The following is a 13,023-nucleotide window of genomic DNA, read 5'->3' on the forward strand; positions in this document are numbered from 1 at the left end:
GCGAAAATAGCGGGGCAGCTTATCGTAGGCCTGGGGATAGACTTAATACGCAGCAGTATCAACTTGTTTGACTGGTGTTCTTACACTGAATCGTGGAAAAAATGCGACTAAAGTGTTAGATCAAGTGTTAATTATGACAATTGTTTCCATTTGTTCGATCGCGGGTGAAGCTTGCCATGTCAGCTGATCAGTAAACTCCGATACACACGCAGCTCTTACCTTGCTCACCTTTCCTGCACTTCTTGCACTTCTTGTACTTCTTGCACTTCTTGCACTTCTTGCACTTCTCACTTTACTTTACTTTACTTTACTTTACTTACTTTGCTTACCTTGCTCACTCTTTTTACCGTTCTCCCTTCTCATCGCACGCCCGCATCTGTTAAGCCCGTTTTGCCTGCTTATATCGGGGATTCGAACTCTCTTTCTACTCGTTAAGGCTGATTTTGAGGCTTATTCGCTTATTCGCTGCACACGCATTTACTTCCCATTCCTCCCGTTCTTACCGTTCTTACCGTTCTTGCCCTTCTTGCCCTCCTCACCTTGCTCAACTTGCTCATTTTTCTAACCTTTCTCATCCCTCATCGCATGCACTCCATCTGTTAAGCCCGTTTTGCATGCTTATATTGGCGTTTCGAACTCTCTTTCTACTCGTTAAGGCTGATTTAGCGGCTTATTTGCTTATACGCTGCACACGCATTTACTTCCCATTCCTCCCGCTCTTGCCCTTCCCACTTTCCTCACTTCTCATCGCGCGCCCCCCATCTGTTAAGCTCGTTTTGCATGCTTATATTGGCGATCCGAGCTCTCTTTCTACTCTTTAAGGCTCTTTTTGCTGCTTATTTGCTTACATGCCGCACATGCATTTACTTCCTGTGCCTACCCGCACTTACTATTTCTTGCCCATCTTGCCCTTCTCACCTTGCTCAACTTCCTCACTTCTCATCGCACGCACCCCATCTGTTAAGCCCCTTTTTCCTGCTTATATTGGCGTTTCGAACTCTCTTTCTACTCTTTAAGGCTGATTTTGCGGCATATTCGTTTACACGTCCATACGCATTTACTCCTGTGCTTATCCGCGCTTACCATTTCCAGTACTTCTTGCACTTCTCACCTTGCTCAATCTCATCACACACTCCCAATCTGTTAAACCCGTTTTACCTGCTTATATCGACGATTCGAACTCTCTTTCTACTCGTTAAGACTGTTTTTACGGCTTATTCGTTTATATGCCAATCGTATTTACCTCCTGCGCTTACACATATTTATCATTTCTGATGTTTATTTCATCAACCTGCTGACCTCTATTACTTTTTCTTTCTCTTACTTTTCTACTTTTATTACCTTTCTCGCCTCCCCCACCTTGCTTACCTTTCTCATTTTCCTTACCTTTTTCTAACTTTTCCTATCTTGATTATATTTTTAACTTTACTTACTTTTCTTACTTCACTTACCCTGCTCACCAATTTTTCTTACCGTTCTCACTTCTCATCGCACACTCCCCATCTGTTAAGCCCGTTTTGCCTGCTTATATCAGCGTTTCCAACTCTCTTTTTGCTCGTTAAGATTGATTTCGTGGCTTATTCACCTACCCCTGTACGCAAAATAACCTCATCCCAATCAGCAAAGTAATACTGCTGTCGTAACGAGGTTATTTCTGTAGTTTATCGACTACAAGTTAGGGTTGTCATGTTTAGCTTTAAGTGCATTCCAGCGTCGCTCCACTTCCTGCTCAAACGACAGCAGTGCTGCGGCATTTTCAGACTTGGCCATGTGGCGAGTCTTGCCCATCTTATTTAACCACTCCAAAAGAGGCACTTTCTTATTCTTATCTTCAGGATTGTACGTAATATTAGTAATACCGTGCTCCACTTCATACAATGGGAAGAAGCAAGAATCTACGGCTGAATTGACAATATCTGTGCCAAGCTTGTCATCAGAAAGCCAGTTTAACGGACAAGCAATTAGAATCTTGCCATAGACAAGCCCTTCATGCTGCGCGTACCACTGCGCCTTTGCTGCCTTTTTCACCAAGTCCTGCGGAAACGATTCGCTTCCCGTAAACACGTATGGAATATGAGTCGCAGCCATAATTTGCGCTGTATCCTTATGATGGAACAGCTTGCCTTTCTGAACCGAGCCGACGTTGGACGTAGACGTCCGATGTCCAAGCGGAGTCGAGTACGACTGCTGCGCGCCCGTGTTCATATAACCTTCGTTATCATACTCTAAAATAATCATCTTATGATTACGCAGCGCAGCACCTATTGCAGGCCCCATCCCGATGTCCATACCACCATCGCCAGTTACCATAACAAATGTAAAATCGTCAGCCAAATTGAGATGATCCAGTTCACCACGCCGTTTCCGCTCCCAGAACATCTCGACTACACCAGACAACGTGGCCGCCCCATTCTGGAACAAATTGTGGATATAAGTAGCTTTGTGAGCTGAATACGGATAGCCTGTCGTAACAACCATTGCACACCCAGTATGGAATAAAGTTACGATATCGCCTTCAATTCCCTTAAAGAACAATTCCAAACCAGAGAATATGCCACAGCCAGGGCAAGCGCCATGTCCAGGGGCAATACGTTTTGGCTTCCGTGTAAGATTACGCAGCGGCGGAATACGAACGTTAAGCTTGCCGCTGGTCTCGTCCGGCGTGACCGTAATCAGCCCTGTGTTCAGATCCTCATATTTCATCGGCTCCAGCACGCGCTGTGGTGCTTTGGATGCCTCACCCGGTGTATGGCCGTGATAGTCAAATGGTTTTTCCACCACGCCAGTGTCCGCCGCAGCAATAGCCGCTTCAAACAATGCATGCCCATCCTCGGCATAAAAGTCCTTGCCCCCGAGGCCATAAATACGTCCCACTACGAGCGTATCGCGGTTATTATACGTCATCAGGGCTGACTTAATCTCCAGCAGCATATTGCCCCCATGTCCGCCGTAAGCGTCAGCACGATCCCCTACAGTGATCGCCTTAACATGCTTCAGTGCCTCAGCAATCTCTTTGGCAGGAAACGGCCGGATCATGTTCGGCGAGATGGAGCCTGCCTTAATTCCGCGTCCACGCAATTCATCCACGACATCCTTGATGATTTCTGCGGATGAGTTCAGCAGGAACACAGCAACTTCGGCGTCCTCCATCCGGTATAGATCAAGCATAGGGTAATCGCGCCCTGTTAATGCGTAGTATTCCTTGCGAATACGTTCAAATACTTCACCTGCTTTATACATTGCCATCGACTGCTGATAGCAGTTATTAATATAATCAGGTTCGTTCATGTACGGTCCAACCGTAATCGGATTGTTGCGATCCAATGTATCAGCAAAGCCAGCCATCGGCTTCTCGCCTACAAACGTAGCCACATCCTCGCGTTTCGCAAACGTCTGCACTCGACGCTTCTGGTGCGACGTAAAGTATCCGTCGAATGCCACCAGCACAGGCAAGCGAACCTCTGGGTCCTCCGCTAGCTTCAACGCCATAATGTTCATATCATATACGGCTTGTGGATCTCTGCACAATAAAGTAGGCCAGCCTGTATTAAGGGAGAAATACAAGTCGGAATGATCTCCGTGAATATTAAGCGGGCCTGACACCGAGCGGCATACCAAGTTCATCACCATCGGGAACCGGGTACCTGACTGGACGGGCATCTGCTCTAACATGTACATGTACCCGTTCGCACTTGTTGCATTAAATACTCTTCCGCCTGCCGTGGAAGCGCCATAGCATATACCAGCTGAGCCATGTTCGCCGTCAGCAGGAATTAACTTGATGTCATGCTGTCCGTTAGCCTTCATCAGATCCAGAAATTGCGCCACCTCGGTTGATGGCGAAATTGGATAGTAACCCATGATGTGATAATTGATTTGATGTGCTGCATAAGCCGCCATCTCGTTGCCGGATTCGTACACCATCCGTTGTTCCACGGTCCCTATCTTAACTTCTTTATCATATTCGATTGCCATGGGTCCTCATCCCCCTTTAATCGTTCTGCTGTATGCTTCTATTTCCAATTCATATCGTCCAATCATCATCCTGAGTAGTTGTCCGCTACATAAAATAGGTGCCGTCTGTTCACCTAAAAGATCTTCATCGTTCTTTTTTGTTCTGTTCTTATTCTGTTCTTAGTTCTGTTCTTTGTTCTGTACTAAGTTCTGTTCTTTGTTCTGTACTAAGTTCTGTTAATCTATATGTGTAATATATTCATCAATATGTGAAATCGTCTAGATTAGCGTAAAATGGTGCGGCATCCGATGCTCGTCAGCGTAACCGTCCTCTTCACGCGCATCTGAAAGCGCTTCCGTAGGACAGGCATATACACATTTCAAGCAGCCCTTGCAGTATTGATAGTCGATGCCTTGCAGAAACATCTGTGGGCGTCCCTTCTTGTCTGGCTTCTCTTCCCATACAAAGCAGAAATCAGGACATACATTGTCACAAGCTGCACAGTGAATACATTTATCATCTGCAAAATGCGGCATCATGCCCGCGCGAGAAATGCTCAAGTCTTTTAATATCGAGTTGCCCGGGTTCACAACCACACCGCCGATCGGCTGCGTCTCGTATCCCAATACAGGCGTATCCCAGCGCACGGCCTTTGGCAGCACAATACCTGCTGCTATCGGAAAAGCACTGAACTTTACTTCATCATAGCCGCGTTGGAAGGTGTTCAATGCTGGTTGGACCGACTGAGGATACTTCTTCTCCAGCGACTTGCGGATTACACTTTTCATCTGTTCCGCATCCAAAAAGTCACACAAGCGGAACATGGCGCCTAGCATCGCCATATTGGCCCGATTCTTCTCCTCAAGTGCAATGCCAGTTGCATCAATAACGGCGATATTGCCCCCAGGCAAGCGCAGCATTTCCAATAATCGTTCTGGTGTTTTTGCAGAGTTGACCAGTACAAGACTGTCCTCTGTTACGCCGCTTGTTACGTTTACCGTCTTGTAAAGCGCTTCATGAAATATACCAACAATATGCGGGCGTTCAACCGGCGTCGTATCTCGAATAAGTGTGTCTGGCATACAAAAACGAATGTGTGCTTTCACCGGGGAGCCCTTCTTCTCCGAACCATATGACGAGAAGCTGACACCATTTAATCCGCTGCCGGTAACCCCTGCCTCCGCCAGCATCTTGCCAGCCAGATTGGCACCTAACCCTCCTATGGATTCAAGTCGAATCTCGAAGAAGCCAAGCTCATTCACTTTGGGCAATGTGACCATGTGGTGGATCTCCTTTCCGATCTCCTATGCCTAAATAGGCCAGGAATATTAATATCTTATATCATTATCTGTCTGCTGCATGAGTTTCCGAACTTCTGCACACGTGCCAGGAGACGCTCCGCAACGAGGACAGGTCAAACCAAATTGTAATAGACTGACAAAATGGTAACCCAAATACGCATTTGGTAGTGTGATTCAAGTCACGTGTTGACGATTACACTATGTCGGTAATGTGAAAATGAAGAAGTCAAATTTTGAAATTCCTAATTGAAGAAGACTGGGACGATGCTATTTTGCGTTAACATAGAGGCTTTAGATGGGGTGGAGGACTACGTGCTCATGCCTAATATTCAAAAAGACGCTCAAATTTCCACCTGTGTTGGATCATCGAAGCGTCTTGCAATGTAGTAGAACGATAGATGGACTGCTACATTCCTTATAATTATTAGTTATTACTCTTATGCATTATTCGACGTAGTGAATCGAATTCCTGCTCCGTTTCTCTTTATATTACCGAGTTCAGCTTCCTCACCAAATCTACCGCGAAGCGCTTCAGCTCATCTGGCGGGTAATGGCGGGTCACTGCTTCATGCAGCAGTTGATATACCTCTGCCATTACTACAACCCATTGCGACTGCCTCCCAGATTACAGCATACGCGATTAAACCTTTGATCTGGACATGCCATTCCACACCGCTTACTGGATGCTCCCGTAATCATGGATCCGACGCACACAAGTCGTGTAAGCTCGCTTGACGTGTCCTCATGACCCAAACTGTCCAGCGTATTATCCATGCCTGATACATTACCATCCATATAAAAGCTCATGTCTGCCACTTAGCTGCCCCTTTGGAACAATGGGCTTAAGTCCTATAGCCTATGATATGCTTTGCTATATACGATGGTCACTAGTATATTTAAATACACGCTTAAAGTCCGTAAAATACGCTTTGGCCAAAAGGGATACGGAAAGTATGGAGGGTACACCCGTATCTATAGAATGCAGCTAGATTATAAACTCTTTCTTGCTCATCTGATCCAATCGTGGCATTTGTCATCCCAAATCAGATCACCAGCCATAATTCGAATAGAAAGGCAAGCACTGCTTATCTAATTTTCCCGCTTTGCATCATTTTCTCATAACGATCTACCGTTATCACCAGCATAACGCGCTCTGTATCGTCATGATTAATCCCGAGCCGCTGTCTGCATCCATATCTACAACGCAGCCGCTCGCAGAACGTGATCGTCCTACAGCACTCCTCCGCAACTCATTGTGCTCAAGCATTTTCTGCGTTTTCAAGACTAGTCGCAATTTGACGTTCACGTTTCTGTGCCCGCAGTATCTGAATGCCATCGTTAACTTTATGGAGCAGTATTGGACATAGTTGAAGACACCTACGATCACATAAGTAAGGACAATAAAGCTGACCCCCCGATAATCGACGAGTCAGCTTATGGACATTGCAGTCTAATTATAGAAGAAACTGATCCCTGATCCTATCCGGAGATCGTTCCGGCAAGTGGGGCTTCAACGCCGATCGCTTGGCGATAAGCTTCCATATAACGTTCAGCTTGACGTCGGACATGAGACATGTCGCCAGTAGCTACGGCGTCTTTGGTCAGATCTGAGCCAATTCCTACCGCAACCGCTCCCGCACGAATCCAGTCTGCCAAGTTCTGCACATTAACGCCGCCAGTCGGCATAAAGTTGGCTTGCGGCAAAGGTCCTTTCATCGTCTTAATGATGGACGGCTCGTACAGATTACCCGGGAACAGCTTCACAATATCAACTCCCAGTTCCAAAGCTTGCTGAACATCAGAGATTGTCATAACACCAGGGAGAACTGGCACACGATACAGATTGCATATTTTCACTGTGTCTGCTTGCAGGGAGGGACCAACCACGAATTCCGCACCTGCCAATATGCTAGCACGGGCCGTAGATGCATCAAGTACAGTGCCTGCTCCTATGATGGCAAATGAAAGTTGGCTATTCGGATCGCTCGAATATCGGGTGCGTAATTGCTCGATCGCTTGTAATGCACGAGGAACCGTCAGTGTGATTTCAATGACTTTGATCCCCCCCGCAATCGCCTCCTCTGCCATCTCTACAACTTGCTCTGCCGAATCCGCACGTAACACCGCAACTACACCACATGCTTGAATTTGCTGCAGCAAACGAATTTTGTTCATCTCTGACACTCCTCTTCCCATGAGTTATTAGTCTGTCTGTATAACCGGTATACGCTTAACCAAACCGTGTAAATCCCATGATGATCTTGTGTGACGAATATGAGCCCACGCATTCGTCACACAATTATTCTAGTTGTAGTGTACAAATGACCATACACGAACGTGTAGCAGCAAAGTCTGCAGTAGAAAGCCATTCCTCAGTGATTGCTTAACGCTCGATATGTACAGCGTGGTTCAGCTTATCCTGCACTTGCGCCCATGTAGGCAGCGCTTCCCAGTCGCCAAATGCCTGCACGACCATCGCACCCATGACATTGCCTAATTGAACTGCCTCCACAATGTCATAACCCCGAACGATTCCTGACAGCAGCCCTGAGCAGAACGCATCACCCGCTCCGACCGTATCCACCACGTGCTGCACAGGTGTATAGGGAACACGGCTCACTTGTGAGCCACGTACGACATAGTTCGTGCCGAGTCCGCCCTTCACAATACAAGTCGCAGATAACTGACCCAAACGATTAAAAATCGCTTGCTCATCCTCAGTGCCGTAGAGCAGTTTCAGTTCATCCAGGCCGGGCAGAAAATAATCCACCTCATCCGCCAGCGGAAGCAGTTCCGCCCGTGCCTGCTCAATCGGCCACAATTTCAAGCGCAGGTTCGGGTCAAAGCTTACTTTAACACCTGCGTCCTTGGCGATTCGAACTGCCGCTTGGACCGTGTCAGCACAACTGCTGCTCAGCGCGCACGTAATGCCTGTCACGTGAAGCAGCTTAGCCGAACGAATGTAGTCCTGATCCAAATCATCAGGCTTCATACGGCTTGCAGCCGAATGCTTGCGGTAATAGTATACCGAGGAATGTCCGGCTACCGCCTCACGCATCATGACACCTGTTGCTTCATCCATGCATAATTGAACACGGGACACGTCCACACCTTCTCCGCGTACCGCTTTCATAATATAGCGCCCTAGCGGATCGAGCCCTAGCCGACTAAACCATCCAACGCGGTGGCCAAGCCTTGACAAGCCGATCGCCACATTGCTTTCTGCTCCACCAAAAGACTTCATAACCGTCTGCGCATATTCCAGACCCCGCGTATCTGCGGAACTGAACAATGCCATCGATTCCCCAAACGTAACGACGTCAGGCGTTACGACTTGATCTGACAACGCTTCCATCCCGATGTGCCCTCCCCACAGCCGTTGTTATGCCCTCTAGTTTAAACGTGCTTCCAAATATCGTCAATCCAGATCTTCTACAACATTCTGACAATTTGCTGCTTATCCCCAGTTCTCCTGAACCTCGTTCCTTATATACATAAGGCAAGCGAGAATGCAGTCATCACACTAAATGCAATCTCCGAGATGCCAACCTGCTTAATCGTTACACGCTGATTGGGCATCCATACGGCTCTGAAAAATAGAAGCCCAAAGGGAAGCGCCAGCCATGGCGACAATAACAATCCAACGGTAGTACCTGCCACAATATGTACCGTAACAGACCCTACATAGTAGTTCTTGTTTCCCTTTTCACGTATCATCGTTTTAACATAAAATATAGTCCCCACAAAATAAAGTACACAAGCCGCACACAAACGCCATGCCAAGCTCCATGCTGTACCTCCACCAACTTCAAAAGCTATGATCAGCATCCAGCAAAATTGCAATACGGCAACTGCATCATTTAGAAAGTGACGTTCATTTTTGCGTTTCGCAAACCAGATATGAACCAAATAACACGGCAGCATAACTGCTCCCATCCACCAAATGTCCAAACGGCAGCTTAACAAGATGACGCCGGACACAAGCAGCACAGTGCCCCATACGAGATATGCTCTCTTATACGCTGCATATTTACTAGTCTTTACTCCTTGCAGGAAAGCAAATGAACCACAATAAGCCGAGAACCAGGCTGCAGCAAGCCAGAGATGCGTCCAATTCGGCTTTGCTGCAAGCATCCCCAGTAGGAATGGAATGATCAACATCGCCCATGCACCATGCTGGTTTGGAATGATAGGCATAGAACCCCGTTTGTTTTTCTTTGCTTGTAATGCCATTTCGTCTCCCCTTGCACCATATTTTTCCGATGGATAACTATATATTAATAGAAGTACCCGCTTCTGTCTAAGTGAATAAGGGAACGTTCAAACTTCTGTCAACTGTCATTTGTCAAACTCGCATTTTCTTGTGATGAATATCACAATCCATCACAAGAACATATGCTATCTTTTGGGTAGATAAAATATACCTCAAATGAGGAACGAAAAAATAGAGAAATCCTGCGCGTGGCCTGGGCTCATCATGAGGAGGATACGAACATGTGGGAACGCAAGTTGCAGCATCCCATGCTTAGCAACGCGTCGATAAAGTCCCCTTGGAGTGGAGAGACTTTCGGCTTGAACTTAAGATTCTTGCTTATCGTTACTGTATTTGTAGCTAACGCAATTGAACCTTTAATCCATGCAATGCCTGAAATGAAAGCTTTGTTTCTGTGGATTTTTACGTTCCACATGCCTTTATTTGTAGGTGTTACCGGTTATTTCGCACGGTCCAATTTGTTTAGCGAGAAGGGTAATCGGATTTTGCGGCAGATCGCTTTGCAATATGTAGTGTTTCAATCGATCTACTCGCTATTGGATTATTTGCTGTTCCGTGTGCCTGGTGTTACACACTCCTTCTTTGTCCCTTATTTGCTCTTATGGTTTCTAATCGGACATTTAGTCTGGAGAATAGTACTAAGAGTATTTATTCACAAAGGTGTCAAGCACCCTGTGTTGTGGTCGATTGCACTTGGCGTTTTGGTTGGCTTTATTCCTTTTGGCGGTGCTTGGTTTGCGATTTCTCGAACCTTCGTGTATTTGCCATTTTTCGTTATCGGTTACTCTTGCAGCTTGGAGTCCCTTCGCAAACGTGTGACCATACCTATTCGAATTATTGGAGCCCTTGTTTCTGCTGGACTGCTGGTAGGCTTATACTTATTAGCACCACAGATTGAACCAATTTGGCTCATGAACAATATGACCTTTAATGAACTAGGCTGGATTCATGATGGCTTGTCGGCAATTATGCTTCGATTTGCAATATATTTGATTGAATTTATCGCCTCAATCGCCTTTCTTGCTTGGGTGCCGCAGCGTATTTGCGCCATCACAGACTTGGGCCGACGGACATTGTACGTCTTTCTACTGCATGGCCTAATCGTGAGGTTTGCAGAATATTTTGGCCTTTATCAACATGTCACAAGCGGAATTGCAGTATCTTTGCTCATTATATTTTCGATCGGTTGCACTGTTCTTCTCGCACAGCCTATCGTACGTAATATCGCTCACCCGTTGATCGAACCTAACGGAGAAGCTGTATTCGGCTGGGTACGACGCGACGCTTGGCGTCAGCGCATGAAGCATAGTTAGCTCCCCCGCTAACACTTCACCCTCGATGCGTGACTCAGACGAATGCTTCACATACACCATACGCTTCACTCCTGCACAAGAGGCACAGCACACGCTGTGCCTCTTGTGTCATTTACATTTGAAGTATGCATTCGTAATCAGCGCAACCTTACCGGTACAAGACTCCCGTCGTAATTATTAAATAATCATCTGTAGTTCAATCCTCTCTAGAAATACAGCAGCAACCCTGCGTGAAAAATGTGAGGTTATAGCTATGAGAATTTCTTTCTATTTTACATGTGCAAGTCGCTAGAAAAAGCCCGTTAGTTATGATAGACTCATCATAATATACACAATTCATACGTTAATGCTATGAAGTAGAGAAGTGGAGGAATAACAATGTCAGCCCCTAAGATGCGTTCAGACATGATTAAGAAAGGCTTCGACCGTGCACCACACCGCAGCCTGCTCCGTGCAGCTGGTGTAAAGGAAGAAGACTTTGATAAGCCGTTTATTGCCGTATGCAACTCTTATATCGATATCGTTCCTGGGCATGTCCACCTTCAAGAATTCGGCAAGATCGTTAAAGATGCGATTCGCGAAGCTGGCGGTGTTCCGTTTGAATTTAACACAATCGGTGTAGACGACGGCATCGCCATGGGTCACATTGGCATGCGTTATTCACTTCCAAGCCGTGATATTATTGCAGATTCAGTAGAAACAGTCGTATCTGCGCATTGGTTCGACGGTATGGTCTGCATCCCGAACTGCGACAAGATTACTCCGGGTATGATTATGGGCGCACTGCGCTGCAACATTCCGACTGTATTTGTAAGTGGCGGCCCAATGAAAGCCGGTAAAGACTCCAATGGCCGTTCCATCTCCTTGTCAAGCGTATTTGAAGGGGTGGGCGCTTATCAAGCCGGCAAGATCGATGACAAAGGTCTGCTCGAGCTGGAGCAATATGGATGTCCAACATGTGGCTCTTGTTCCGGCATGTTTACAGCAAATTCGATGAACTGCTTGGCAGAAGCGCTCGGTATCGCACTCCCTGGAAATGGTACCATTTTAGCTGTCTCCGCGGAACGTCGAGAGTTTGTAAAACGTTCTGCAAAACAGTTAATGGAAATCATCAAACTGGACATCAAGCCGCGTGATATCGTCACCCTTGAAGCGATCGACAATGCATTTGCACTAGATATGGCAATGGGTGGGTCCACGAATACAGTGCTGCATACACTAGCAATCGCACATGAAGCAGGCTTTGAATATCCTGTTGCCCGTATCAATGAGGTTGCTTCGCGCGTTCCTCATCTGTCCAAAGTAGCACCAGCATCCGATTATCATATTGAGGATATTCACGAAGCTGGCGGCGTTAGCGCTGTCCTGAATGAGCTGTTTAATAAAGAAGGGGCTCTGCATGGTGATTGTATTACTGTAACAGGCAAGACACTGCGTGAGAACGTAGCTGGCTGTGAGATTCAAAATACGGAAGTAATCCATAGACTCGACAACCCACATTCCGAGCAAGGCGGACTTGCCGTATTGTTTGGTAATTTGGCACCTGAAGGCGCCATTATTAAAGTGGGTGCGGTTGATAAAGCTGTTGGAGGTCGCCACGTAGGTCCTGCAATCTGCTTTGATTCACAAGATGAGGCTCTTGAAGGCATTGCAAATGGCAAGGTTAAAGAAGGTCATGTCGTCGTTATCCGCTACGAAGGTCCTAAAGGTGGCCCAGGCATGCCAGAAATGCTTGCCCCGACATCACAGATTGTCGGCATGGGGCTAGGTGCCAAGGTAGGACTAATTACAGACGGACGCTTCTCCGGCGCGTCTCGCGGCATTAGCATTGGCCATATTTCACCCGAAGCAGCTGAAGGGGGTCCTATCGCCTTTGTTGAGGATGGAGACATCATCGATCTAGACTTGATTAACCGTAAGATTGAGCTGCAAGTATCGGATGAAGTTCTGGAACAACGTAGAGCGAACTGGAAAGGTTTTGAGCCTAAGGTTAAGACTGGTTTGTTGGCCCGCTATTCCAAGCTAGTAACAAACGCCAGCCAAGGCGGTGTGTTAAAGGTATAAGACGGAGTAACGCAGTTCGAGCCAGCTAAATATCGTTCTTCGGCATCATTATCATAATATTATCGTTTGTATATAGAGTGTCCTTGATTACTCCAACCGTGAGTGAATCAAGGGCAT

General features: G+C 46.7%; 9 protein-coding genes. 3 read left to right on the forward strand and 6 right to left on the reverse strand.

Annotation, left to right across the window (positions count from 1 at the left end; all coding sequences use genetic code 11):
- Positions 1 to 1,668: 1,668 nt before the first annotated feature.
- The 3 genes from QP775_RS09675 to QP775_RS09685 all read right to left on the reverse strand — a co-directional run bounded on the left by QP775_RS09675 (position 1,669) and on the right by QP775_RS09685 (position 6,051).
- Positions 1,669 to 3,975, reverse strand: coding sequence for a thiamine pyrophosphate-dependent enzyme (locus tag QP775_RS09675; RefSeq protein WP_285105484.1), 2,307 nt, complete (start codon positions 3,973 to 3,975; stop codon positions 1,669 to 1,671).
- Between the two features lie 258 nt (positions 3,976 to 4,233).
- Positions 4,234 to 5,235 carry a 2-oxoacid:acceptor oxidoreductase family protein gene (locus QP775_RS09680; protein WP_285105487.1) on the reverse strand — a complete coding sequence of 334 codons (1,002 nt, stop codon included), beginning with the start codon at positions 5,233 to 5,235 and terminating at the stop codon, positions 4,234 to 4,236.
- Between the two features lie 618 nt (positions 5,236 to 5,853).
- Positions 5,854 to 6,051 carry a hypothetical protein gene (locus QP775_RS09685; RefSeq protein WP_285105489.1) on the reverse strand — a complete coding sequence of 66 codons (198 nt, stop codon included), beginning with the start codon at positions 6,049 to 6,051 and terminating at the stop codon, positions 5,854 to 5,856.
- Between the two features lie 368 nt (positions 6,052 to 6,419).
- Here QP775_RS09685 and QP775_RS09690 point away from each other — a divergent pair, with 368 nt between their 5' ends.
- The gene (locus QP775_RS09690; protein ID WP_285105491.1) at positions 6,420 to 6,623 is read left to right on the forward strand and encodes a hypothetical protein; all 204 of its coding nucleotides are present in this window, start codon (positions 6,420 to 6,422) and stop codon (positions 6,621 to 6,623) included.
- Between the two features lie 112 nt (positions 6,624 to 6,735).
- Here the strand turns inward: QP775_RS09690 and QP775_RS09695 are convergent, their stop codons facing one another.
- The 3 genes from QP775_RS09695 to QP775_RS09705 all read right to left on the reverse strand — a co-directional run bounded on the left by QP775_RS09695 (position 6,736) and on the right by QP775_RS09705 (position 9,489).
- Positions 6,736 to 7,431, reverse strand: coding sequence for a bifunctional 2-keto-4-hydroxyglutarate aldolase/2-keto-3-deoxy-6-phosphogluconate aldolase (locus QP775_RS09695; RefSeq protein WP_285105493.1), 696 nt, complete (start codon positions 7,429 to 7,431; stop codon positions 6,736 to 6,738).
- A gap of 208 nt (positions 7,432 to 7,639) precedes the next feature.
- Complete coding sequence (locus QP775_RS09700) at positions 7,640 to 8,611, reverse strand: sugar kinase (protein ID WP_285105494.1); 972 nt, start codon at positions 8,609 to 8,611, stop codon at positions 7,640 to 7,642.
- A gap of 131 nt (positions 8,612 to 8,742) precedes the next feature.
- Positions 8,743 to 9,489 (reverse strand): YwiC-like family protein, encoded by a 747-nt coding sequence (locus QP775_RS09705; RefSeq protein ID WP_285105496.1) that lies wholly within the window; start codon positions 9,487 to 9,489, stop codon positions 8,743 to 8,745.
- A 261-nt stretch (positions 9,490 to 9,750) separates the two neighbouring features.
- Here QP775_RS09705 and QP775_RS09710 point away from each other — a divergent pair, with 261 nt between their 5' ends.
- Both QP775_RS09710 and ilvD read left to right on the forward strand, forming a co-directional pair.
- A complete protein-coding gene (locus tag QP775_RS09710; protein ID WP_285105498.1) occupies positions 9,751 to 10,842 on the forward strand; it encodes an acyltransferase family protein in 1,092 nt (363 codons plus the stop codon).
- 378 nt (positions 10,843 to 11,220) lie between these two features.
- On the forward strand, positions 11,221 to 12,906 hold the full coding sequence (gene ilvD, locus QP775_RS09715; protein WP_239332919.1) for a dihydroxy-acid dehydratase: 1,686 nt from the start codon (positions 11,221 to 11,223) through the stop codon (positions 12,904 to 12,906).
- The last annotated feature ends 117 nt before the right edge of the window (positions 12,907 to 13,023 follow it).

This window comes from Paenibacillus sp. UMB4589-SE434, assembly GCF_030226685.1.
In the GTDB taxonomy this organism is placed as follows: domain Bacteria; phylum Bacillota; class Bacilli; order Paenibacillales; family Paenibacillaceae; genus Paenibacillus_B.